Source organism: Stenotrophomonas sp. STEN023 (assembly GCF_056760135.1).
The window spans coordinates 1-23,207 of record NZ_JBRREF010000020.1 but is presented as its reverse complement, the minus strand read 5'-3'; the positions used below and the strand labels follow the sequence as shown (position 1 = coordinate 23,207).

General features: G+C 64.6%; 18 protein-coding genes. 15 read left to right on the top strand and 3 right to left on the bottom strand.

Translation table 11 applies throughout. From position 1 onward, the window contains the following. Nucleotides 1-145: 145 nt before the first annotated feature. The gene (locus tag ACVOLV_RS08180) at nt 146-550 is read left to right on the top strand and encodes a hypothetical protein (RefSeq protein ID WP_481553940.1); all 405 of its coding nucleotides are present in this window, start codon (nt 146-148) and stop codon (nt 548-550) included. A 112-nt stretch (nt 551-662) separates the two neighbouring features. On the opposite strand, the gene ACVOLV_RS08175 is transcribed toward ACVOLV_RS08180, so the two are convergent. Continuing rightward, the gene (locus ACVOLV_RS08175) at nt 663-4,373 is read right to left on the bottom strand and encodes an indolepyruvate ferredoxin oxidoreductase family protein (protein ID WP_481553939.1); all 3,711 of its coding nucleotides are present in this window, start codon (nt 4,371-4,373) and stop codon (nt 663-665) included. Nucleotides 4,374-4,541: 168 nt separating this feature from the next. On the opposite strand from ACVOLV_RS08175, the gene ACVOLV_RS08170 reads away from it, so the two are divergent. The 5 genes from ACVOLV_RS08170 to ACVOLV_RS08150 all read left to right on the top strand — a co-directional run bounded on the left by ACVOLV_RS08170 (nt 4,542) and on the right by ACVOLV_RS08150 (nt 9,395). Beyond that, the gene (locus ACVOLV_RS08170; protein WP_481553938.1) at nt 4,542-5,180 is read left to right on the top strand and encodes a tetratricopeptide repeat protein; all 639 of its coding nucleotides are present in this window, start codon (nt 4,542-4,544) and stop codon (nt 5,178-5,180) included. A 105-nt stretch (nt 5,181-5,285) separates the two neighbouring features. Continuing rightward, complete coding sequence (locus tag ACVOLV_RS08165) at nt 5,286-6,200, top strand: AEC family transporter (protein WP_481553937.1); 915 nt, start codon at nt 5,286-5,288, stop codon at nt 6,198-6,200. Between the two features lie 42 nt (nt 6,201-6,242). Next, on the top strand, nt 6,243-7,334 hold the full coding sequence (locus tag ACVOLV_RS08160) for a hypothetical protein (protein WP_481553936.1): 1,092 nt from the start codon (nt 6,243-6,245) through the stop codon (nt 7,332-7,334). A gap of 282 nt (nt 7,335-7,616) precedes the next feature. After that, complete coding sequence (locus tag ACVOLV_RS08155; protein ID WP_481553935.1) at nt 7,617-8,681, top strand: hypothetical protein; 1,065 nt, start codon at nt 7,617-7,619, stop codon at nt 8,679-8,681. Between the two features lie 306 nt (nt 8,682-8,987). Beyond that, nucleotides 8,988-9,395, top strand: a complete 408-nt coding sequence (locus ACVOLV_RS08150; protein ID WP_481553934.1) for a hypothetical protein — start codon at nt 8,988-8,990, stop codon at nt 9,393-9,395. Between the two features lie 375 nt (nt 9,396-9,770). On the opposite strand, the gene ACVOLV_RS08145 is transcribed toward ACVOLV_RS08150, so the two are convergent. Next, nucleotides 9,771-11,252: an AAA family ATPase gene (locus tag ACVOLV_RS08145; RefSeq protein ID WP_481553933.1), complete on the bottom strand. Its 1,482-nt coding sequence runs from the start codon at nt 11,250-11,252 to the stop codon at nt 9,771-9,773. 134 nt (nt 11,253-11,386) lie between these two features. Here ACVOLV_RS08145 and ACVOLV_RS08140 point away from each other — a divergent pair, with 134 nt between their 5' ends. From ACVOLV_RS08140 to ACVOLV_RS08120, 5 genes are read left to right on the top strand one after another with little or no spacing between them, the layout of a single operon-like run. Next, entirely contained in the window at nt 11,387-12,019 is a 633-nt protein-coding gene (locus tag ACVOLV_RS08140; protein WP_481553932.1) for a ParA family protein, read from the top strand. Nucleotides 12,020-12,037: 18 nt separating this feature from the next. Beyond that, nucleotides 12,038-12,514, top strand: a complete 477-nt coding sequence (locus ACVOLV_RS08135; protein ID WP_481553931.1) for a SixA phosphatase family protein — start codon at nt 12,038-12,040, stop codon at nt 12,512-12,514. A 43-nt stretch (nt 12,515-12,557) separates the two neighbouring features. Beyond that, on the top strand, nt 12,558-13,088 hold the full coding sequence (locus ACVOLV_RS08130) for a YceI family protein (RefSeq protein ID WP_481553930.1): 531 nt from the start codon (nt 12,558-12,560) through the stop codon (nt 13,086-13,088). A gap of 5 nt (nt 13,089-13,093) precedes the next feature. Then, nucleotides 13,094-15,070: a phospholipase D family protein gene (locus ACVOLV_RS08125; protein WP_481553929.1), complete on the top strand. Its 1,977-nt coding sequence runs from the start codon at nt 13,094-13,096 to the stop codon at nt 15,068-15,070. Nucleotides 15,071-15,099: 29 nt separating this feature from the next. After that, a complete protein-coding gene (locus ACVOLV_RS08120) occupies nt 15,100-15,528 on the top strand; it encodes a hotdog fold thioesterase (RefSeq protein ID WP_481553928.1) in 429 nt (142 codons plus the stop codon). A 190-nt stretch (nt 15,529-15,718) separates the two neighbouring features. Here ACVOLV_RS08120 and ACVOLV_RS08115 read toward each other — a convergent pair whose 3' ends face one another. After that, the gene (locus ACVOLV_RS08115) at nt 15,719-18,289 is read right to left on the bottom strand and encodes an EAL domain-containing protein (RefSeq protein ID WP_481553927.1); all 2,571 of its coding nucleotides are present in this window, start codon (nt 18,287-18,289) and stop codon (nt 15,719-15,721) included. A 200-nt stretch (nt 18,290-18,489) separates the two neighbouring features. Here ACVOLV_RS08115 and ACVOLV_RS08110 point away from each other — a divergent pair, with 200 nt between their 5' ends. The 4 genes from ACVOLV_RS08110 to ACVOLV_RS08095 are packed head-to-tail and all read left to right on the top strand — an operon-like array spanning nt 18,490 to nt 23,078. Further along, nucleotides 18,490-19,281, top strand: a complete 792-nt coding sequence (locus ACVOLV_RS08110) for a lysophospholipid acyltransferase family protein (RefSeq protein WP_481553926.1) — start codon at nt 18,490-18,492, stop codon at nt 19,279-19,281. Between the two features lie 57 nt (nt 19,282-19,338). Beyond that, the gene (locus ACVOLV_RS08105; protein ID WP_481553977.1) at nt 19,339-20,325 is read left to right on the top strand and encodes a YheT family hydrolase; all 987 of its coding nucleotides are present in this window, start codon (nt 19,339-19,341) and stop codon (nt 20,323-20,325) included. Nucleotides 20,326-20,383: 58 nt separating this feature from the next. After that, on the top strand, nt 20,384-22,453 hold the full coding sequence (locus ACVOLV_RS08100) for a tetratricopeptide repeat protein (RefSeq protein WP_481553925.1): 2,070 nt from the start codon (nt 20,384-20,386) through the stop codon (nt 22,451-22,453). 13 nt (nt 22,454-22,466) lie between these two features. Continuing rightward, complete coding sequence (locus ACVOLV_RS08095) at nt 22,467-23,078, top strand: YbhB/YbcL family Raf kinase inhibitor-like protein (protein ID WP_481553924.1); 612 nt, start codon at nt 22,467-22,469, stop codon at nt 23,076-23,078. Nucleotides 23,079-23,207 lie beyond the last annotated feature (129 nt).

Below are 23,207 nucleotides of genomic sequence, written 5' to 3'. Positions count from 1 at the left end.
CCAGCGCACGCGTGAGGGCTCGGCCAGTGTTGAGAATTCGAATATTCACATCTGGCCCTTGGCGCATGTCACACAGAATCCTTGCGTGCCCAAGTTCGTTCCATGGAGCATGCAATGGATCCCAACCATCGGAAGCTTAGCTCGCATGCTCAAGATCACCGTTGTTGCAGCGATTCTATTGACGACAAACAGCGCCCTGGCCCGCGATCGCCCCATCCGTTCCTGCGGAAAAGCACCGCTTCTGGCAGAAATCCAGAAGCTGCTTCCCGACCACGTGATCGGTGAAACCGCGGATGTGGAGCCGAAGCCGGTAGAGAAGCTGCCCCAGTTCCCGCGGGGCATCTGGATGCGCTCCGGCAGCAGCCTGACCTGCGTCGTGGTTGTTCTCGACGAAACGGGCAAGCCGCAGGACGCCATCGTTTCCTATCCGTCCCGATTGGGGCTGACCGACCAGGAGAAGCAGGTGATTCTTTCCGTTCAATGGACGCCGGCTCAGGTAGGCGGGCAAGCGCGGCCGTCCCTGGTGTCCATGGATTTCGAGATCCGCTGACGCAAGCTCAGTCGGTAACGACCTGCAGCTTCAAAATCAGCGTTGAAGCTCAGGTCGCGCAATGCAACCCCCCTAGGTTGCATTGCGCATAAGCAACGTATCCGTTGCCTGCTCAGGCCGCCTGCACGATATGCAGCGCCTTCGGGTTGCGCCATGTTGCCAACAGTGTCGCCTCGCGCGCCTTGGCCTCATGCAGGTGCGCTTCCTTGACGTGGCCGTAGCCGCGGATGTGCTCGGGGATGCTGGCGATGTCCACTGCCAACGTCAGACGACGCGCATCCAACGAGCCGATCAGTTCCTGCATGGTCTTTTCGTAGTCAGCAATCAGCTGACGCTCGCCGCGACGCTCCTCGGTGTAACCGAACACGTCGAAGCGGCCGCCGCGCAGGCCCTTGAACTTGGCCAGCAGGCCGAAGGCCTTGAACATCCACGGACCGTATTCCTTCTTCTGCAGTTGACCGTGTTCGTCGCGCTTGGCGAACAGCGGCGGTGCCAGGTGGAAACGCACCTGGTAGTCGCCTTCGAACTTCTCTGCAACGCGCTTGGCGAAGTCGCCGCTGGTGTACAGGCGGGCGACTTCGTATTCGTCCTTGTAGGCCATCAGCTTGAAGAAGTAGCGCGCAGCGGCTTCGCTCAGTGCGGTGCTACCTGGGATCGCTTGCTGTTCGGCCTTGCGCACGGCATCGATCAGTGTGCGGTAGCGATTGGCGTAGGCAGCGTCCTGGTAGTCGGTGAGGAAGCTGCTGCGGCGGGCGATCAACTCGTCCAGCGAACGCGACAGGTGTGCATCGTCCAGCGATGCGAACGCTGCTTCGCCGCTGGTCGGGCTGGCGGCGGGCAGGCCACGCACGTCCGGCTCGTTGCCCGGGTTGCGCGGCGCCGACGGAGCACCGGCCTCGTTGCCTTCCCATTCGCCCGGCGGCAGTTCGCGCAGCGCGGCCGGCTTGCGCTCGGCATCGGTAGGCGCGTTGCGCACCAGGCCGGCGGCCTGCTGTACGGCCTGCGGATCGATGGCGGCCAGACGGCCCCAGGCGAACGCGGTCTGGTTCATGGTCACGGCAGCGCCATTGAGCTCCACCGCGCGCATCAGCGATTCCAGCGACAGCGGCACCAGGCCCTGCTGCCAGGCGAAGCCGAGGATGAACAGGTTGGAGGCAATCGCATCGCCGAGCAGGGCGGTGGCCAGCTGGGTGGCGTCGAGCAGGATCGGGTCGCGGCCGCCCAGTGCCAGCTTCACCCCGGCAATGATGTCGGCGGCCGGGAACTGCATGTCCGGGTGGGTGGTGAAGGTGCCGGGCATCGCTTCGTAGGTGTTCAACACCACCTGCGAACGCTCGCCGCGCACCTTGGACAGCGCCCAGTAGTCGTTGACCACCACCATGTCGCAGCCCAGCACCAGGTCGGCTTCACCGGCGGCGATGCGCACCGCGTGGATGTCGGCCGGCGTATTGGCGATGCGGATATGGGTGGTGACTGCGCCGCCCTTCTGCGCCAGACCGGTCTGGTCGAGCACGCTGGCGCCCTTGCCTTCGAGGTGGCCGGCCATGCCCAGCAGTGCGCCGATGGTCACCACGCCGGTGCCGCCGACGCCGGTGATCAGGATGTTCCACGGCTGCGAGAAATCGGTGCGGAAGGTTGGCGCCGGCAGCTTGTCGAGCAGGCTGGCGGAGCCGCTCTTGCTGCCCTTGCGCAGCTGGCCGCCGTGCACGGTGACAAAGCTCGGGCAGAAGCCCGTCGTGCAGGTGAAGTCCTTGTTGCAGTTGGACTGGTCGATGTCGCGCTTGCGCCCGAACTCGGTTTCCTTCGGCAACACCGACACGCAGAAGCTTTTCTCGCCGCAGTCACCGCAGCCTTCGCAGACCAGCGAATTGATCATGGTGCGCTTGGCCGGGTCGACGATCTTGCCGCGCTTGCGGCGGCGGCGCTTCTCGGTGGCGCAGGTCTGTTCGTAGATCAGGATGCTGGTGCCCTTCACCGTGCGCAGCTGCTGCTGCACGGCGTCGAGTTCGGCGCGGTCGTGGTACTCCACATCGGCCGGGAATTCGTGACGACGCGCCTTCCACTTGTTGATGTCGTCGGACAGCAGCACGATGGTGTGCACGCCTTCCGAACGCATCTGCTGGGCGATCTGCGGCACGGTCAGGGTGCCGTCCACCGGCTGGCCGCCGGTCATCGCCACCGCATCGTTGTAGAGGATCTTGTAGGTGATATTGACGCCAGCGGCGATGGCCTGGCGGATCGCCAGCGAGCCGCTGTGGAAATAGGTGCCGTCGCCGAGGTTCTGGAACACGTGCTCGGTGTCGGTGAACGCGGCTTGGCCGGCCCAGGTGACGCCTTCGCCGCCCATATGGGTGAAGGTGTCGGTATCGCGGTCCATCCACGTCACCATGTAGTGGCAGCCGATGCCGGCCAGCGCACGCGAGCCTTCCGGCACCTTGGTGGAGGTGTTGTGCGGGCAGCCGGAGCAGTAATGCGGCACGCGCGGGAACTGTGCGCGCGGCAAGGCCATCTCGGCTTCCTTGACGTCCATCCAGCGCAGGCGTTCTTCAATCGATTCGGTGTTGAAGAAGCGCTGGATGCGGCGACCAATAACGCCGGCAATCGTCGCCGGGGTCAGTTCGCCGGTGGACGGCAGGATCCACTCGCCCTGCTCGTCGTACTTGCCGACGATGGACGGGCGCGCGCCCCAGTTGGCCGGCCAGTTGTAGAAGTATTCCTTCATCTGCCGCTCGATGAAGGCCTTCTTCTCCTCCACCACCACGATGTCTTGCAGCCCGCGGGCGAACTCACCGATGCCCTGCGGCTCCAGCGGCCAGGTCATGCCGACCTTGTAGACGCGGATGCCGATGTCGGCGCAGGCCTTTTCGTCCAGGCCCAGGTATTCCAGCGCCTGCAGCACGTCCAGGTAGCTCTTGCCGGTGGTGACGATGCCCAGCCGCGCCCGCGGCGAATCCATCACCACCTTGTCGATGCCGTTGGCGCGGGCGAAGGCCTGCGCGGCCTTCACCGCATAACGGTGCAGGCGCATTTCCTGCTCCATCGGCGGGTCCGGCCAGCGGATGTTGAGGCCGGCGGCCGGCATCTCGAAATCTTCCGGCAGGATGATCTGGCGGGCGAACGGGTTGACGTCCACCGAGGCCGAGGACTCCACCGTTTCGGCAATCGTCTTGAAGCCGATCCAGCGGCCGGTGTAACGGCTCATCGCCCAGCCGACCAGGCCCATGTCGAGGATGTCCTGCACGCCGGCCGGGTTCAGCACCGGCATCATCGCGCTGACGAACTCTTCTTCGCTGCCGTGCGGCAGGGTGGAGCTGCGGCAGGCATGGTCGTCGGCGGCCAGCGCCAGCACGCCGCCATGCTTGGAGGCGCCGGCGGCATTGGCGTGCTTGAACACGTCACCGCAGCGGTCCACGCCCGGGCCCTTGCCGTACCACATGCCGTACACGCCATCGACCTTGGCACCGGGGAACAGGTTGGTCTGCTGCGTGCCCCAGACCATGGTCGCGCCCAGGTCCTCGTTGAGGCCGGGGACGAACTTCACCTTGGCCGCTTCCAGGTGCTTGCGCGCCCGCCACAGCTCCAGGTCGAAGCCGCCCAGCGGCGAGCCACGGTAGCCACTGATGAAGCCGCCGGTATTCAGCCCGGCCGCGGCATCGCGCTGCTGCTGCATCAAGGGCAGGCGTACCAAGGCCTGCACGCCACTCAGGTAGATGCGGCCATCGGTGCGCGTGTATTTGTGATCCAAAGTGTAATCAGAATCACGCACGCCGATCAGCGGATCGTTGGCGGAGGCAGGCGAGGTAAGTTCGGCGGTGCTGGTCATGGCTGGCCCATTGCGGAAACGGCTGGCAGGTGCCAACCGGGAGGCCGGTGGCAGCCGCGGATTGTAGCAGTGGGGGATTTCATCACCCTGTAACCCGTCGCGCGTAGCGCCCGGAGCGGTTAGGATCGGGGCCGGGTGGGGGATAACAGTTCGATGGGGATTGCAGTCATGGGGGTTACAAAGCGCGTGGTCGCCGGCGTGGTCGTGCTGGCGTCGCTGCTGTTTGCAAACGCGCAGGCGCAGAGCCTGCCGAAGATCAACGAGTTCTATTTCGATGACGATGTGGCGGCCAAGCCGATCCATATCGTGCCGCCTGAACAGGCCGACGCGGTCGATCAGCTGATGAAACTGCGTGAGCGCGGCCGCAAGGGCGTGGAAGCCACTGCGCAGCTTGCCAGCATTGCCTACCGTGATGGGCGTACCGAGTTGGGCGGCAAGCTGTACGAGGAGGCCATGGCCGCCGTCGCCGACACTTCCGTGCAGGCCCGCAGCCTGCGCTGGAACCAGGGCTGGGATCTGTACCGTCGCGGCGATGCGCAGGACGCCTTGGCCCTGTGGAGCAGGGCAGCTGAAGGCACCCGCGGCAACCCCTCATGGCTGCCGATGACGCTGGCACTGGTGCTGTGGAAACTGGAGCGCAAGGACGAAGCCGTTGCCTGGTATGCCGCTGCCGTACGCACCGAGCCGGGGCAATGGAGCGAAACCACGGGCTATGCTCAGCTGCTGCCGACGTGGAATGACGCCGAGCGTGCACAGCTGTCGCAGGTACAGCAGGCTTGGGCGGCCAAACCGCCAGCCTGGCCGTAAGGCTGCACAGGTGAGGCAGCGCTGGCACACCTTGATGGCGCTTCACGGGAGATTTTGAGCCGGCGCTGATTTCCCCTGCGGGGCAGCCCGGCGCATGCTTGCATCATGGCATTCGACGCTTTCGCACTGATCCTGGCCATGCTCGCTCTGGGCATGGTCTTCGCACGTTTCCGGGTATTTCCGGACAACGCCGCCGACGTGCTCAACAAGGTGGTGCTGTACATCTGCCTGCCGGCGGCGGTGCTCACCTATGTACCGCGGCTGCAGCTGGATGCCTCGTTGATCGGCATCATGCTGACGCCGTGGCTGCTGATGCTGTTGACGCTGGCCCTGGTAAGCCTGGCCACACGCGTATTCGGTTTCGAGCGGCAGGTGCATGCGGTGCTGCTGCTGTGCGTGGCGCTGTGCAATTCCAGCTTCATTGGCTACCCGATGGTGCGCGCGCTGCTGGGTGACCACGCCCTGCCGTATGCGGTGGTCTACGACCAGTTCGGCACCTTCGTGATGCTGTCGACGTTCGGTCTGTATGTGCTGGCCCGATACAGCGGCGATACCCCGCCAAGCACTGGTCAGATCCTGCTGCGCATCGCCAGGTTCCCGCCGCTGTGGGCATTGATCTTCGCTTTGCTGGTGATGCCGGCCTCACCGCCGACATGGATCGCCGGCGCATTGAAGAACGTATCCGACGCGATGCTGCCGCTGGTGATGCTGGCGGTGGGCCTGACCATCCAGCTGCGGCTGTCGCGCGCTGAACTGGCCCCGTTGGGCGTTGGTCTGCTACTCAAACTTTTGGTGCTGCCGGCTGTAGCATTGCCGCTGTCGTGGGCATTTGGCCTGCAGGGCGAAATGCTGCGGGTCAATGTGCTGGAAACCGCGATGCCGACCATGATCACCGCTGCCGCCCTGGCCATCTCGCACCGGCTGGCACCGCGATTGGCAGCGGCAATGGTGGGTTATGGCATTGTGTTGTCATTGCTCACCTTGCCGGCTTGGGTCTGGGTGTTGGACCGGCTGGTTTGAGTCAGGATGTGAGCTTGGATGCTTCACAACGAGGAAAGCAGGATGCGTAAACCTTGGTTGGCGATGGCCGGATTGGTTCTTCTGATGGTCAGTGCAGGAGCGGTTGCATATACCGCTGATTCTACGATGGCGCCCGAGCAGCGAGTTGAGCAGAGGGAGGCTTGGGGAAAGCAGAGGCTGGAGCTTGTGGGAAGTAGTCTCGCCAAAAGTGATCAGCCTCGAACGCTGTACGCGGCTTGGTTGTTGGAGCCAATAACCCAAGCATATATGCGAGGAAGCATCACCAATGCACCTGAGGTGGACGAACGGCTGCTGCGGGCGTATCGGATAGGCTCGAACGATCCATTGATAGCAGCTGCAATGATTGATCGATGCATTCGCATGGACAAATGCGATGTTGAGGAAGCGGTGGCTTCATTGCGAGTTGGGGATGTCGACAATGCAGGGAGCCAGCTGTTGCTGCTGCGTTTGGCAGAACACCAAAAGGATCCTGCCGAAGCCCAAAATGCTTGGCAGCGGGTCGCTCAGGCGAAGAGCTACCGTGACCCGGTCACGGCGGCGATTGGATTGCTATCTGATGCGACGCATGATGTCGCATGGCCTCCATCGGATCCTGCTCAGCTTGAAGCATGGTTGCAGGACCCGAAGATCCACGACACCGAGCAAGACCGCTTGGCTACCGTGCTGGGGATTGCAGTGAATCGATTTCCCGCTGACGCAACCCAAGTTTCGGAAGCATGCATGCCTCCGGGGTTGAGCGCCGAAAAGAGCCAGCAGTGCCGGCATTTGTTGACTGTCATGGCCGGCAGCAGTTCCTTGCTCATGGCGCGTCTGGGCGCCGCACGAATGGCCGAGCTTGAGGTAGACCCTGTGGCCAGAGCGGAATGGTCAGCGCGCTATCGTGAATTGGAGTGGATTCACTCTGCAGGGGCTTACCTTCTTGGTGAAGGGGCCGAGCAGACCAATACAAAAGTCAGCGTGGGTGAACTGGTGCAATGGTTGACAGAGAGCGGCGAGCTGTCTGCGACGCGGCATCTGTTGACCCTCTGCAGGGTATCTCCGCACCCGCCAGCTGACTGGAAGGTTCCACCACCTACGGAGCCGAGTACCTACCGTTTGCCGTCGTGCCGGTGATTCGATCGTTCCATGCTGGAAAGAGGGGCGCATTACCGGTAGCCCGGGTAAGCGAGCTATCAGAGAATAGGCGGCAGCGCTTTGCAATCTTTGTATTGATAAGTAGATTCGTGTCACTCGGCATCCGGACATGTAATGCTGTCCGGGAGACGCTGCGCTTACCGGGGCTGCGGGATGGGGCATTGTGTTGTCGTTGGTGGTCTTGCTCGCGAGGGTCTGGGTGTTGGACCGGCTGGTTTGAGTCTGCGCCGCAAAGCTTGATGCTCTTGGAGGGAAACTGGCATGCGTAAACAGGGAATGTGGGCACTGCTGCTATGCGCGATCACTGCAAACGCAGGTGCACAGGCTGCTGTGGATGACCAGGACGGCCTTGCTCCTGAAGAGTTGTTGGTGCACGTACAAGCACAGAACCAGGCGCGGATGGAACAGGCGCGCAAGCTGGCAGCGACCGGCGAACCGCTGAAACTGTATGCCGCCGCTGGATTGGCACCGATTTCGCTCGATCTGCAGACCGGTCAGTTGCAGCCCGCGCCGGAAGCGGAGCGCTGGTTGCTGGAAGCCATCGCCAAGGGCAGCGATGAGCCCTTGATTGCCGCCACCGCCGTGCGGCGCTGCCTTGATGGCGGCGATTGTGCGGTGGAGAAAGCAGTGGCGACGCTGCAGGCAGAAGACGGCGCTGACGCGCAGTTGTTATTGATGCGCTGGGGGCAGAAGCATGGAGATCAGGCCGGTGCCGACAAGGCCAAGAAACGCGCTTTGGACGCGCCACGTTACGACGATAAGTTTCCCTCGATAATACGGCTGCTGGACGCGGCGACCACCGGTATGATCTGGCCTGTGGTGCAGCCACAGCGGGCGCTGCAATGGCAACAGGCCAACAATGGCCGGTATGCAGAACATGAGCGGGTGGCGACGCTCTTCAGCATCGCATCTGGCATGTGGCAACCGGAGTTGAGAACGGCACTTTCGCTGTGCCCAGCAGATGAGTCCGATATCCATCAGCGCCAGCAGTGTCGCAAGCTGCTACAGCGCATGGCTGACAGCGACACGATGTTGATGGCCAAAGCCGGCTCGCAACTGCTGGCGAAGTTCGAGGTGCTGCCTGAAACAGCCGAAAATTCAGCTGAGCATCTTCGTCAGCTGGATTGGTTGTTGTTTCGTAGCGCCGAGTTCTTGAACAACAATGACCCCGCACGCAAAGCATCGACCGTCGAGCCGCAGGTCTATATGCGCTGGTTTGGCGAAGAAGGCGAGATCCCGGCAATGCGCAGATTGCTGCAGCATCAGGATGAGCCCTTGCTGCCGCCAGTCGACTGGGTTGCACCGCCAGTGTCGCCAACCAGCTGACATCAAGCGCATACCGCGTGACTCCATAGTTGATGGCTAGGGTTCCGTTTGTGGGAGCGGCGTAAGCCGCGAAGCTGACATTGCTGAGAGTCCTCGCAGCTGTGCTATCTGATGCAGTACCTGCTTCGCCGCTTACACCGCTCCTACAAACAGCGTATGCGTGCTCCGTTGGTGTAGCCCGGGTAAGTGCAGCGCAAGCCGGAAGTCAGGCGTACGCGCAGATAGATACTGCGCCCGTGATGTACGCTGAGCCATGGACTCGCTTTGCATCGTGGGTTGGTTCAGATATCAAGGTTCCCGGTTCCGATGAAATTCTATGCGCTGGTCGTATTGCCCTTGGGTACGGATGTCAGCGATGGACATGCCATGGGAGCAGCCGTTGCCATGCAAATGAAGCCATTCCAGATGTGGCAGGACGACCTGTCACCTGGTGCGTGGGATTACTACTGGTGCTGCACACGGGATTGGCTTGAGGAAAATGGCGTCGACTTGCGGGACTGGCCGACCGCTTTGCGAGATTCCGAGTACCTGGTCTTTCCGGCTGATACGCTCACCGAGAGTGGGGTCACTTCGGCAATCGTTACTCCTGAGCCTGGGTGGTTTGAGAACAGGGATCGCCATGAGCCCGCAGCCTGCGCGTGGGATGAACGCGCGATTGAGATATGCAGGCAGTTTCCCGGACATCACGCCGTGCTTGTCTGCTGCCATGGATAGTGGGCGTAACCAGACGTGGTTTCGGATTATTGAATGATGTGGCAGGTCCGCTTGCGCCCTCCCTTTCGCATCGCGAAGGGGAGGGTTGGAGAGGGGTGCTTTTGCTTTGGCCGGGAAAGCCCCTGCCGAGCATGGCTCGGCACTACCGCTTGTGCCCTCCCTTTCGCATGGCAAAGGGGAGGGTTGGGGAGGGGTGCTTTTGCTTTGGCTGGGAAAGCCTCTGCCGAGCATGGCTCGGCACTACCGCTTGCGCCCTCCCTTTCGCATCGCGAAGGGGAGGGTTGGGGAGGGGGGCTTTTGCTTTGGCTGGGAAAGCTTCTGCCGAGCATGGCTCGGCACTACTGCGTATGACAGTGATTGCGCCTTCGAGCAGCTTCAATCCGCTGGTACGGTGCGCTCGCGCGCCCAGTCACGCAATGACTGCACTTGTTCGGCCATCAGCACCGACAGCGGTCTTGTGTTGCGGATCTCGTCCATCAGCAGCTCGGTGTCCAGCGGTTTCTGCTCGGCATGCGCGGCATATAGGCCGGCGACCACCGCCTGCTCGATCTCGGCACCGGAGAAGCCTTCGCTGGCTGCTGCCAAGGCGGGCAGGGCGAACAGGTCCGGCTGCAGCTGGCGACGCTGCAGATGCAGGTGCAGCAGCTCGACGCGGGTATCGGGCGAGGGCAGGTCGACGAAGAAAATTTCGTCGAAGCGGCCCTTGCGCAGTAGTTCGGCCGGCAGTTCCTGCACCTGGTTGGCGGTGGCGACGATGAACACCGGTGCCCTGCGCTCGGCCATCCAGGTCAGCAGGTAGCCAAGCACGCGGCGCGACACGCCGCCGTCCTCCCCGCCACTGGCCAGCCCCTTCTCTACCTCGTCTATCCACAGCACGCAGGGCGCCAGCTGCTCGGCCGAGGCCAGCGCGTCGCGCAGGTTCTTCTCGGTCTCGCCGTGGTACTTGTTGTACAGCGTGCCGAAGTCCAGGCGCAGCAGCGGCACCCCGAAACCGGCGGCAGTGGCCTTGGCCAGCATCGACTTGCCGCAGCCCTGCACGCCGAGCAGCAGCATGCCCTTGGGCGGGTCCAAGCCGGGCGGGGCGTTGCCGGAGACGAAGACTGCGCGGCGTTGCTCGATCCAGCGCTTGAGCCGGCGCGCACCGGCCACGTCGCTGAAGCGGGCCGAGTCGTATTCGTAATGCAGGTGGCCGCTGCGGTTGAGCAGCTCGAACTTGAGCTTGGCCAGCTGCGGCAGGTCGTCGGCTTTCAGCGCGCCGTCGGCGAAGATCAGCTGGCGGGCGATGCGGCGGGCGTCGGTCATGCTCAGCCCGCGCAGGTTGCGCAGGATCTGCTGCACCGCCTCCTGGTCCACCTCGACCCGGCGCCCGCCGTTCTCCTGGGCATAGCTGGCCGCTTCCTCGCGCAGCATCTTCAGCAGCGCGTTGGCATCGGGCAGGCGCGGATTGAAGCGGGTCGCCAGTGCTTCCAGTTCGGCCGACAGCTCGACCTTGGCGCCGACCAGCACCACTACGTGCGGCTGGCTGTGGCGGCGCTGGATGATGTCGCGCAGCAGCCGTTGGTGGCTGGCGTAGCCCAGGTAGGGGTGGAAATCGAGCAGCAGGTAGATGCCGCGCTGGTCGGCCTCCTGGATCATGCGCAGGGCGGCGCTGGCATCGGGCGGGCCGACCGCCTCGTCCTCGCGGTCCATGTCGATGCGGCGCAGGCCCTCGGTGATCGACCAGCGGTACAGCGAGCGCCACACATGCATCAAGGCTTCGCGGAACAGGCCCACGATACGGGTCTCATCCTGCGTTTCGATGACGATCAGCGCGGTGTTGGCGCGGATCAGTGCGGTGAGGTCCTGCAGCTCGCTCATGGTGGTTCCAATGCCGGGGGCGACACGATAGCAAAGCCGCAGGCCTTGCCGGGGCGGCTTCCTCACCGGATGACTACCTTTGGTAACGCGGGCCGGTGTACGCTGCGGGCAAGTCCCGCGAAAACGAGGCGTGCATGAAGACGATTCTGGTAGCCGGCTCCAAAGGCGGTGTCGGCAAGACCACCATCGCTACCCATCTGGCCGCCCACTCGGCCTTGTCCGGCTTGGCAACGGTGATCGCCGATGCCGACCCGCAGGGCTCCAGCACCCGCTGGGCGCAACGCCGCTCGATCCTGGAGAGCGCCGTGCTGCCGGTGGACGTGCACCGCAAGAAGAACTGGGAAAAACTCATTCCCGATGGCGCCGAGCAGGTCATCATCGATGCCCCGGCCGGTGCCTATGGCGAGGACCTGGAGCGCTTCATCGACATCGCCGATGCGGTGGTGGTGCCGGTGCTGCCCTCGGCGCTGGACATCGAGGCCATCGTCGGCTTCCTCAACAGCCTGTCCAAGATCAAGCGCATCCACTCGCGGGCGGTGCCGGTGGGGCTGGTGCTCAACCGCACCAAGCCGTGGACGCAGACCTCGCAACAGGCAAGGCAGATGCTGGCCGAATGGCCGTATGAGGTGGTCGCGCAGCTGCGCGACAGCCAGAGTTATGTGGTGATGGTCGGGCTCGGGCGCAGCCTGTTCGACTATCACTCAGCACAGGTACGCGAGCACCAGCAGGACTGGGAGCCGCTGCTCAAGTGGTTGAACAAGGTCTGACAGGAGTACTACCCGACCATGCGTGAATTGATCCTGCTGCGACATGCCCATGCCGAACCGGCGGCCAATGGCCAAGCCGACATCGACCGGCCCCTCTCACCGCATGGCTTGGCCGAGGCCGAGGCGGCCGGCCGTTGGTTACAGGAAAACAAGTTGGTGCCGGACCGGGTGCTGTGCTCGCCGGCCCGCCGTGCCCGGGAGACCCTGGAGGCGGTGCTCGAGCGTACCGGTTACGTCGAGCAACGCCTGGAAGAACGCATCTATGATGCTGCGCCGGGCACCCTGGCGGCCCTGCTGGACGAGCACAGCGAGGTGGAGCGCGTGCTGGTGGTCGGTCACAACCCGGGACTGGAGCAGCTGGTGGCGCTGATGCACAGTGGCCAGACCGGTGATTACCGCGGCATGCCGCCGGCGTCGGTCGCGGTGCTGTCGTTGCCGATGGAGGCGGCGATCGAACCCGGCATCGCCAAGTTGACCGCATTCTGGTGGCCCTGAGTCCATGGCGGCGGCGCGGTTTGGGCTGCTGCTGATTCTGTTGATGCTGTCTGGCTCGGCCCTAGCGGCCGAGCCATTGCATTTCGACACGGCACATTCCCGTTTTGGCTTTGAAATACGTACCCGCTTCGGGCAGAAGGTCGAGGGTGTTTTCCCGCGCTTCGAGGGCTGGATCACGGTGCTGCCCGATGGCCGCCACCAGGTGCGGCTGCGCATGTACACCGAATACGTGGAGATCCCCGACCGGCCACGCTATACCGGCTGGATCCGTGGCGAGGACTTCTTTGATGCGGCGCGCTACCCGGTGGTGGAGTTTGACTCCGATCCCTATGACCCGCGCTTGACCGAAAGTGGCGGCGATGTACAGGGACGCTTGTCGATCCGTGGCATCAGCCGGCCTGAAGTGATGCGCCTGGCAAAGCCTGAATGCGCGCGGCCCGGCTATGATTGCGACCTTGTCAGTCGCGGTACCATCCTGCGCGGCCGATATGGCATGGATAGCTGGCAGATGGCCCTGAGTGATCGAGTGATATTCGTACTGCGTACACGCCTGGTTGGCGCCCCCAAAACGTGAAAGCTGTGATTCGTCTTTTCCTGGTGCTGGCGGTCCTGCTGGCCAGCGGTTGTGCCTCGCTGTCCAATCAGCAGCGCGAGCGTGCCGAAGGCATCGCCGTGGCCGCGCGTTCCACTGTGGTGGACTGTGACAAACCCGACCGCTGCGCGCTGGATTCGCCGTTGCGTGCGCTGGGTGGCAAGGCCATTGCTGAATCCACCGCGCAGGTGCCGCGGCATTACGCCACCATCGTCGACGAGGGCGAGTTGTCGCTGATCGCACGGCTGAACCTGATCCGCAGTGCCACCCGCAGCGTTGACCTGCAGACCTATATCTTCGACACCGACGACAGTGCGCGGATGGTGATCGATGAACTGCTGGCCGCCGCTCGCCGCGGGGTCAAGGTGCGGGTGCTGATCGACCAGCTCTCGGCGATCTCCGACCTGCAGATGCTCGGTGCCCTGTCCGGCGCGCATGCCAATTTCGAGCTGCGTGTCTACAACCCGGCGTTCGGCAAGGCCAAGCTCAGTTACTTCGACTATGCCGGCAGCGTGCTGTGCTGCTTCCGCCGTTTCAACCAGCGCATGCACAACAAGTTGCTGGTGATCGACGATGTGATCGGGGTGGTCGGTGGGCGCAATTACCAGGACGATTATTACGACTGGGACAGCGAGTACAACTTCCGCGACCGCGACGTGGTGGTGGCCGGGCCGGAAGCACGCGAGATGGCGGCCAACTTCCAGGCCTTCTGGGTGGCGCGGCGCAGTGTGCCGGCCGAGCGCCTGAACGATGTCGGCAGGACCTTGTTGAACGATGGCGTGCCGGCCATGCCGGAGGCCGCGTTCCGGCGCCCCGAGCGGATCGCACGGGTGGATGAGGAAGCCTCGGATCCGGAGTTCATCGAACAGGCGTTTGTTGATACTGCGCTGCCGGTGAGTGCGGTCAGCTATGTCGCTGACCTGCCGCGCAAGCATCGGCGCGAGCGCGAGGCGCAGCCGCTCAATGGCCAGCATGTGACCGAGCCGAAACTGGATGCGCTTATTGCCCAGGCGCAGAGCGAGGTGCTGCTGCAGACGCCGTACCTGGTGCTGTCCAAGCCCGCGCAGAAACTGTTCAAGGACCTGCGCAAGCGCGAGGTGCCGCCGCGCGTGGTGGTCTCGACCAACAGCCTGGCGGCGACTGACAACCCCATCGTCTATGCGCTGTCCTACAAGTACAAGCGCCGCAACATGCGCGAGCTGGGCTTCAACATCTACGAGTACAAACCGTTCCCGCTGGATGCGCCCATCGACTATGCGCAGTTGCTGCCAGCACCGTTGGACGGCGAGCCGCCGGCACCGGTACGGCGGCGGGTGATGGGTGGCAGTGCGGCCGGCAGCAATGTTCGCGGTAGTGGCAGCGGCAGTGGCCCAGGGCGTCGGCTCACTGCCGATGGCAGCGAGGTCGAGCGCGAGGTACTGCGTACCGAAACCCGGCCCTCGTTCCTCGGCACGCGCGCGGTCAACCGACCGCTGCCGGTCACCCGTCGCGGTGCGCGCATGGGCCTGCATGCCAAGTCGCTGGTGGTGGACCGCCGCATCGGTGTGATCGGCACCCACAACTTCGATCCGCGCAGTGAGAACTACAACACCGAAGGCGCGGTGATCATCGAGGACCCTGCCTTTGCCGAACAATTGGCGCAGAGCATCCTGCGCGATGTGCACCCGGACAACTCCTGGGTGGTGGCGCCACGCGAAAAGCCGCCGGTGCTGTCCGGGCTGAATTACAGCATTGGCAAGGCCTCCGAGGCGTTGCCGATCCTGGATTTCTGGCCCTGGCGTTATGCCACCGACTACGCCTTCAAACCCGGCCCGGACTGCCCGCAGCCGCTGCAACGGCAGGACCCGCGTTTCCATAGCTGTTACACCGCGGTTGGCGATTTCCCGGAAGTGAATGTCGGCCCCAAATGGGTGCTGGTACGCATGCTGACGGCGTTCGGTGCCGGGCTGGTCCCCATCCTCTGAGCCTTCCATTCCCCTGACAGGTAGCTGCAATGAGCCAAGTATTCCTTGCGCCGGTCGACCTGAAGCTGGTCAATGAGCTGAGCCGCAACACGTTGATCGACCATCTCGGCATCGTCTTCACCGCCGCCGGCGATGACTGGCTGCAGGCGACGATGCCGGTGGACGCGCGCACCAAGCAGCCCTACGGCCTGCTGCACGGTGGTGCCTCGGTGGTGCTGGCCGAGACGCTGGGCAGCAGCGCCGGCAATCTCTGCGTGGACACGACCCAGCAGGTATGCGTTGGCCTGGAGATCAATGCCAACCATCTGCGCGCTGCACGCAGCGGCGTGGTCACCGGCACTGCGCGCGCGCTGCATGTAGGCCGCACCACCCAGGTGTGGGAGATCCGCATCGAGGATGAGGCCGGCAAGCCGGTGTGCATTTCGCGGCTGACCTTGGCGGTTGTGGCTGTTGGGTGAGTGGTTGGTGGTTGGGGCTAAGTGCCAAGAGCCAAGAGCTGAAAAGCCCCCCTCCCCAACCCTCCCCTTGCCTGCGGCAAAGGGAGGGGGCGCAGCTTTACCCCCTCCCTTTCGCGCAGCGAAGGGGAGGGCTGGGGAGGGGTAGCTTTTGCTTTTGCTGTTGCTCCGACACCACCCCAGCAACCACCAACTAAACCATCACCGCCACCGGCAAATGCTCGCGCACCCAGTCCGCCAGCGCTGGCGCCGGCAAGGCAGGGGTGAAATGGAAACCCTGCGCCACCTCGTAACCCTGCGCGCCCAACAGCTTCAGCTGCTCCAGGCTCTCGACCCCTTCTGCCACCACCTTCAACTGCAGGCTCTGGCCGATATGGGCGATGGCCTGGGTAAGCGCACTGGCGACCTTGTCGCCTTCGATGCCGTGCACGAAGCTGCGGTCCAGCTTGAGCTCGCTGATCGGCAGCTGGCGCAGGTAGCTCAGGCTGGAATAGCCGGTGCCGAAATCATCCATCGACAGTCGCACGCCAAGTGCGTGTACCTGACGCAGGGTCTGCAGGGTGATCGGGTCGCCGTCCAGCAGCACGTCTTCGGTGATTTCCAGGATCAGGTCGGCGGCAGTCAGTGATTCCTGCTGCAGGATCTGGCTGATGCAGTCCGGCAATGCCGCGCTGTGGAAGTTGGTCGGCGACAGATTCACCGACACCGATGGCACATCCAGGCCCTCGTGACGCCAGCGGCCCAGTTGCCGGCAGGCTTCGCCGAGCGCCCATTGGCCGAGGTCGCCGATCAGCCCGGCTTCTTCGGCCAGGGGAATGAAGCGGACCGGCGGCACGCTGCCCAGGCGCGGATGCTGCCAGCGTGCCAATGCTTCCACGCTGTGCAGCTGGCCGCTGTGGATATCGATCTGCGGCTGGTAATGCAGCTGTAGCTGGCCCTGTTCCAAGGCCTCGCGCAGGGCGGCTTCCAGCGCCATCCGCTCCTGCGAGCATTCGTCCATCTCGCTGCTGTAGAAGCGCACGCGGTTGCGGCCGTTGTGCTTGGCTTGGTACATGGCCACGTCGGCATGGTGCAGCAGCGAGTCCATGTTGCCGCCATCGTGCGGGAAGATGCTGATGCCGATGCTGGCCGACGGCCGGATCTCCAGCTCGCCCAGCGCCAGCGGCAGGCCGAGGGTGCGCAGGATGCGTTCGCTGCGCTCGCTGGCGGCAGCCACGTCGCAGCGGTTGAGGATCACCACGAATTCGTCGCCGGACAGCCGGCCGACGATGTCCATCGGCCCGGTTTCTTCCTGCAGCCGGCGCGCCACCGTGCGCAGCAACTCATCGCCACCGGGGTGACCGAAGGAGTCGTTGATCTGTTTGAAGCGGTCCAGATCGATGAACATCACCGCCAATGTCTGCCCTTGGTGGTCGGCGGCGGTGATCGCCTGGTCGGCCTGGGCGTGCAGCAGGCTGCGGTTGGGCAGGCCGGTGAGGTCATCGTAGAACGCCAGCCGGCGGATCCGGTTGCGCGCCTCCTCGCGTTCCAATGCCAGCGCGCATAGATGCACGATCACCTCCACCAGCCGGCGATGGAAGCTGTCCGGGTCGTAGGGCTGGCGGTAGTAGAAGGCGAAGGTGCCGAGTACGCGGCCATCGTTGGCCTTGATCGGCGTCGACCAGCAGGCCGCAAGGCCGTGCTGCAGGGCCAGGTGGCTGAGGCCCTCCCAGTTGGGATCGGTGGCGATGTCGCGGCTGATCACGGTCTGGCCGCTGTATGCAGCGGTGCCGCAGCTGCCGGTCTTCGGCGCGGCGGGTATGCCGTCCACCAGCCGTATATAGGCCTCGGGCAGGCTTGGCCCAGCCAGGTGACGCAGGCGCCCTTCTTCCACCCGCAGCACCGAGCACAGCACCTGCGGGGCGATCTTTTCCACCTCCAGGCACATCATCTGCATGACCTCGGCGGTAGGCACTTCGCGCACCATCGCGTCGAGCATCTTGTGCTGCAGGACTTCATGCACCTTGGTACGGGTGATATCCATCAACACGATGACCAGATTCACCAGCGTGCCGTAATCATCGAAGATCGGGTTGGTGCTGACCGAGCACCATAGCGGCTGCCCGTTCTTGCGGTAGAGCCGCTCGTCGGCGCGGATCGGCTGCCCGGCCAACAGGCGCGCGAAATACACCCCCACGCGGTCGGGCGAGTAGTTGTCCGGGGCCAGCAAAGCCGGCACGTACTGGCCCATCGCCTCGCTGTCCAGGAACCCGAACAGGCGCCGGAAGCCCTTGTTCAGATGCACGATGCGGCCTTCGGCATCGGTGATCAGCACCGCGCTCTGGGTCTCATCGAAGCCCAGCGACAACAGCCGCTCGCGCGCTTGGGCCGAGCGCCTGGCGGTGACGTCGTTGACCAGCGCCAGGTGGATGCTGCGGCCGTTGTCGGCCAGGTGCGACAGGGTGACGCTGATCCAGCAGGGCACGTCGTCCTTGCGGATCAACTGGATGTCATGCGGATCGGCTTCCAGTTCCTGTACGCGGTTGCTGGCGCCGGGGTAGAGGCGGGTGTTGTAGCGCTCGCGCATGCTCTTGGGCGCCAAGGTGCCCAGGTTCTTGCCCTGCAGCTCGGCGCGCGACCAGCCGGAGATGCTTTCCATCGCAAGGTTGACGTACAGAATGGTGTTGGCGTCGTCGAACAGAATGACGCCATTGCCGATTTGCTCCAATGCCGCAGAGAACAAATGCAGCATGTCTTCTGTCGATGACAGCAGCTGCCGGTCCATCTTGCCGCTCCCCTGAACGATAGTGTTGTTGTACACACTTCATGCCGGGAAAGGTGCCGGCGTACCCCGATTCGAAAGGCCGTCTGGCACTTCCTGCCGATAGTGTGGCACGGCGCACCTTTTTACATGTGCGGTTGGAAAGACTGCCGCTTGCGCTGCCGTGCTGGCGGAAGCCGGACCGCATCCGGTATCGTGCAGGGATGACTTCCCCCCGTCCCGCCCGCCAGGGCGGTGTGGCCCGCGTGTTCCGTTACCTGTACCGCGCCCCGCTGCTGCTGGTTCACATTGTCCTGTTTCTACCGCTGATCCTGCTGCTGATGACGCAGCCGTTGGGGCGTTTGGGCCCCGCCAGCAACCCACTGGAAGAGCGGGTCGTGCGCTGGTGGTCGGGTGGTTTGATGTGGATATTCGGCTTCCGCCTGCAGCGCGTTGGCCAGCCGCTGCCTGGTGCGGTGCTGTTCGTCGCCAACCATGTGGGCTGGGTCGATATCTGCGTGATCCACAGCCAGAAGATGGTCGGCTTCGTCGCCAAGCGCGAGATCGCCGGCTGGCCGGTGGTCGGCTGGGTGGCCAGCCGTGGCCATACCATCTTCCACCAGCGCGGCAACACCGAGTCGCTGGGTGGGGTGATGGAGGAAATGGTCAAGCGCCTGCAGGAGCAGCGGCCGGTGGCCGTATTCCCGGAAGGGCGCACCCGCGGCGGTCGTGAAGTCGGCCCGTTCCATGCACGTATCTTCCAGGCAGCGGTTGAGGCTGGGGTGCCGGTACAGCCGATCGCGCTGCGCTATGGCGTGCGCGGTGACGCGCAGACCACGGTGGCGTTCGGGCCGGGCGAGAGCTTCGCCGGTAATTTCCTGCGCCTGCTCGGTGAACCGGCGCGGCGTGGCGAGGTGCATTTCCTCGAGCCCATCGCCATCCAGGATCTGGAAGGCCGCCGGCGCATCGCCGAGACCTCGCGCGCGCGCATCGTGGCGGTGATGGAAGGGCCGTAAGGTGCATATCGCGGCCAGCACTGTGTTGGGCAAGCAACGCCAACCGGGTCGGTCATGCTGAGCGCCTGCAACTACCGGCCACCGCGCTGGCTGCGCAATCCGCACCTGCAGTCGATGCTGGCCTCGAGCCGGATACGCCTGCGGCGCGGCCAGCAACTGCTGGCTGGCAGTGGTGCATTGACCCAGGAATTGATGCTCGATGGCGGCGACGGTGTGCGCCTGCAGGCCTGGCACAGCCGCCCGCCGGGCGCGCCGCCCAAGGCGCTGGCGTTGCTGCTGCATGGCTGGGAAGGCAGTGCCGAGTCGGCCTATATGCGCATGACCACCGCGCGCCTGCTGGAGCAGGGGTTTGACGTGGTGCGGCTGAATTTCCGCGATCACGGCAACACCCATCATCTCAACCCGGGCATCTTCCATTCCTGCCGCATCGGCGAGGTGGTCAATGCCGCTGCCGATGTCGCGCAGCGCTTTGCTGGCTTGCCGATGGTGGCTGCGGGCTATTCGCTGGGCGGCAACTTCGTGCTGCGCCTGGCCCTGCACGCGCCTGCCGCCGGTGTACCACTGCTGCACGTGGCATCGGTATGCCCGGTATTGGATCCGGCCATCACCATGGACAGCATCCAGCGCGGGCCGGCGATGTACGACTGGTATTTCCGCCGCAAATGGACCGGCTCGCTGCGCCGCAAGCGCGCGCTGTTCCCCGAGCTGGCCGATTGCGATGACAGCGTGTTGAAGCTGGATATCCGCGCGCTGACCGGTTGGCTGGTCGACCGCCATACTGACTACGGTTCGCTGCAGGAGTACTTCGACGGTTATTCCATCGCCGGCAACAAGCTGGCCGCGTTGCAGGTGCCGGCCGAGATCCTGATGGCGGCCGATGACCCGGTGATTCCGTTCACCACCTTCGATCACTGGCAGCTGCCGGCCGATGCCCACCTGGAGATCGCGCGCTGGGGCGGCCACTGCGGCTTCATTGAGAACCTGCGCGGCGATGGCTTCTCCGAACGCTGGGTGGCGCAGCACCTGGCCGCTGCCGTCGGCTGAACCCGGCGGGCGTGGCCGCGCCCGTTACAATGCGGGTTTGCGCTAACGCTGGACCGCCATGCAAGACAAGATCATTGAAGCCCTGCGCCGTAATGCCACCGACGAGGCCGTGACCCTGGCCCAGGCATGGGTTGGCGCCGAACCGCAGCACGCCGCCGCCCACCGCTGGTTGGCGCTGGCGCTGCAGCAGCATGGCCAGCTGGAACAAGCCCAGAGCAGTCTGCAGCTTGCCTTGGGCCTGGCCCCGGATGACGCGGCCCTGCACCTGCAGCACGCCGGCCTGCTGCTGGCGCAGCGCCAGATCGATGCCGCCGGGCAGGCACTGGATCGCAGCACCTCGCTCAATCCCAATGAATTTTCCGCCTACCTGATGCAGGCGCATCTGGCGCTGGGCCGGGATGATGTCGACGAGGCCGACCGCCTCGGCCGCATGGCCGCGCGTGTCGATCCGGACAGCCCCGAGCTGGGCGCGATCGAAGGCATGGTCGCGCTGCGTCGCGGCGACGCCGACCGTGCGCTGGCCATCCTGTCGGCCGCCAGCGCCAAGCTGCCGGGGGATGTGCGCGTGCTGTACGCGCTGGGCTTTGCCTACCTGGGCAAGGACATGCTGGCTTTCGCCGAGCAGGCGTTCCGTCGCGTGGTCGAATTGAACCCAAGCAACAATGCGTTGCGTGGCATGGTGGTGCAGCTGGCCCTGCGCCAGGGCCATGCCGACCGTGCCGCGGAAATGATGCGCGAAGTGCTGGCCACGGCGGAGGGCGATACTCCCGGCCTGCGTCGCATGGCCGGTGAACTGGAATTGGCATCCGGGCAACCGCTGCAGGCGCTGGAGCATCTGCGCCCGCTGCTGCAGCAGGTGCCGGGCGACCGTGCCATGCTGCAGCTGCTGTTGATGGCCTGGCAGCGCCTGGGACGCGACGAAGAAGCCCGCAGTGAGCTGGATGCCGCGGTGCAGGCGCACCCGCAGTTCCACGATCTGTGGATGGCGCGTCTGGCGGTTGCCCAGGTCGGCAGCGAAGAAGCGGTCGACGTGGTCGAGCGCTGGTTGGCACAGATGCCCGAGCATCTGCCGGCGCTGGAAGCGCGGATGAGCCTGCACGACATGAACGACCAGGCCGAAGAGGCCGAAGCAATCGCCCAGCACATCGTTGCACTGCAGCCGGGCCGGGTCAGCGGCGAGCAGCGGATTGTTGAAGCACTACTGCAGCGCGAGCCGAGCGCAGCGGTCGCGCATGTGCAGCGGCTGGTGGACAACGCACCCGAGCAGGCGCGTGCGGCCGTGCGCAGCTGGCTGGGCGCCACCCAGGACCGCGCCGGCGACCGCGCCGGTGCACTGGCAACCTGGTTGCAGGCGCATGGGGAATTGGCACCCACCCGATTGCCGCTGCCGCAGCAGGCACGCGCACCGGCCGAATGGCCGGCGATGGGCGAAGTCGCCGACGACAACCCGGTGCGGCCGATGTTCCTGTGGGGCGCGCCCGGTTCGGGTGTGGAGCGTGTGGCCACGGTGATGGCTGCCGGCAGCCGCGTGCTGCGCGGTGATCGCTTCGGGCCGACCCCGCCCAATGACGCGTTCCAGAATTTCCTGACCCTGCAGCGCCTGGCCAACGACGAACTCAGCCCGGAGCGGCTGGTGCAGCAGTGGCGCGAAGCGCTGCCGGCGCGCGGCATCGAAGATGGCAACGTGATCGACTGGTTGCTGTGGTGGGACAACGCGCTGCTGTGGGCGCTGCGCCCGCAGCTGCCGGAAGGCCGCCTGGTCATCGCCCTGCGTGACCCGCGCGACATGCTGGTTGAGTGGCTGGCGCTGGGTGCACCTGCGCCGTTGGCGTTGACCTCGTCCAGCGAGGCCGCACAGTGGCTGGCACGCGCACTGGCGCAGGTCGCGCTGCTGCATGAGCAGGATCTGTACACGCACATGATCATCCGCACCGACGATGCAGTGAACGACCCGGCAGCGATGGGTGCATTGCTGGAGCAGGCCTTCGGCCTGCGTTTCCCCGCCGTGCGCAGCCTTGGCCCGGGCACCGTTCCAGCTGGCCACTGGCGCAACTATGCGCAGGTACTGGCATCCGAATTTGCAGTGTTGACCCCGGTCGCGGTGCGCCTGGGCTATCCCGAAGCCTGACCAAGGAGCAATGATGAAACTGGACAGTCAAAGTTTTCAGAATGGACAGCCGATCGCGGCGGAATTTGCCGCCGGTGATGGCAACGGCTTCGCCGGCAACCGCAATCCGCAGCTGGCGTGGAGCGATGTGCCGGCTGGCACGCGCTCATTCGCGCTGATCTGCGTGGACCCGGACGTGCCGACCGTGGCCGAGTTGGTGGGCCGTGACGACGTCAGCATCCCGCTGGACCAGCCGCGTGCCGACTTCGTGCATTGGGTGATGGTGGATGTTCCTGCCGAACTGCGCGAAATCGCCGCTGGCAGCTGCAGCGACGGTTTCACCGCGCACGGCAAGACGCAGCCGGCGGGTCCGGCCGGCGCACGCCAGGGCATCAATGATTACACCGGCTGGTTTGCCGGCAGTGCACAGATGAGCGGCACGTACCTGGGCTACGACGGCCCGTACCCGCCGTTCAATGACGAGCGCCTGCACCGCTATTTCTTCCGCCTGTTCGCGCTGGACGTGGAACGCCTGCCGGTCGATGGTGCATTCACCGCCGCCGATGTGTACCGCGCCATGCAAGGCCATGTGTTGGCCGAAGCATCGGTGCATGGCACGTATACGTTGAACCCGAAGTTGGGTTGAACGTGATGCATGTTTTGTAGGAGCGGGGGGGGGGGGGGGGGGGCGTGGGGAGAAGGGTATGGGAGGTGGCGGGGGGGGGGGGGGGGCGGGACCAACACCACCAAAAAAAAGACCCGGGGGGGCGGGGGG

Coding starts and splice junctions, on each gene's coding strand:
- ACVOLV_RS08180 (WP_481553940.1), top strand. CDS start 146: ATGCTCAAGATCACCGTTGTTGCAGCGATTCTATTGACGACAAACAGC.
- ACVOLV_RS08175 (WP_481553939.1), bottom strand. CDS start 4,373: ATGACCAGCACCGCCGAACTTACCTCGCCTGCCTCCGCCAACGATCCG.
- ACVOLV_RS08170 (WP_481553938.1), top strand. CDS start 4,542: ATGGGGGTTACAAAGCGCGTGGTCGCCGGCGTGGTCGTGCTGGCGTCG.
- ACVOLV_RS08165 (WP_481553937.1), top strand. CDS start 5,286: ATGGCATTCGACGCTTTCGCACTGATCCTGGCCATGCTCGCTCTGGGC.
- ACVOLV_RS08160 (WP_481553936.1), top strand. CDS start 6,243: ATGCGTAAACCTTGGTTGGCGATGGCCGGATTGGTTCTTCTGATGGTC.
- ACVOLV_RS08155 (WP_481553935.1), top strand. CDS start 7,617: ATGCGTAAACAGGGAATGTGGGCACTGCTGCTATGCGCGATCACTGCA.
- ACVOLV_RS08150 (WP_481553934.1), top strand. CDS start 8,988: ATGAAATTCTATGCGCTGGTCGTATTGCCCTTGGGTACGGATGTCAGC.
- ACVOLV_RS08145 (WP_481553933.1), bottom strand. CDS start 11,252: ATGAGCGAGCTGCAGGACCTCACCGCACTGATCCGCGCCAACACCGCG.
- ACVOLV_RS08140 (WP_481553932.1), top strand. CDS start 11,387: ATGAAGACGATTCTGGTAGCCGGCTCCAAAGGCGGTGTCGGCAAGACC.
- ACVOLV_RS08135 (WP_481553931.1), top strand. CDS start 12,038: ATGCGTGAATTGATCCTGCTGCGACATGCCCATGCCGAACCGGCGGCC.
- ACVOLV_RS08130 (WP_481553930.1), top strand. CDS start 12,558: ATGCTGTCTGGCTCGGCCCTAGCGGCCGAGCCATTGCATTTCGACACG.
- ACVOLV_RS08120 (WP_481553928.1), top strand. CDS start 15,100: ATGAGCCAAGTATTCCTTGCGCCGGTCGACCTGAAGCTGGTCAATGAG.
- ACVOLV_RS08115 (WP_481553927.1), bottom strand. CDS start 18,289: ATGGACCGGCAGCTGCTGTCATCGACAGAAGACATGCTGCATTTGTTC.
- ACVOLV_RS08110 (WP_481553926.1), top strand. CDS start 18,490: ATGACTTCCCCCCGTCCCGCCCGCCAGGGCGGTGTGGCCCGCGTGTTC.
- ACVOLV_RS08100 (WP_481553925.1), top strand. CDS start 20,384: ATGCAAGACAAGATCATTGAAGCCCTGCGCCGTAATGCCACCGACGAG.
- ACVOLV_RS08095 (WP_481553924.1), top strand. CDS start 22,467: ATGAAACTGGACAGTCAAAGTTTTCAGAATGGACAGCCGATCGCGGCG.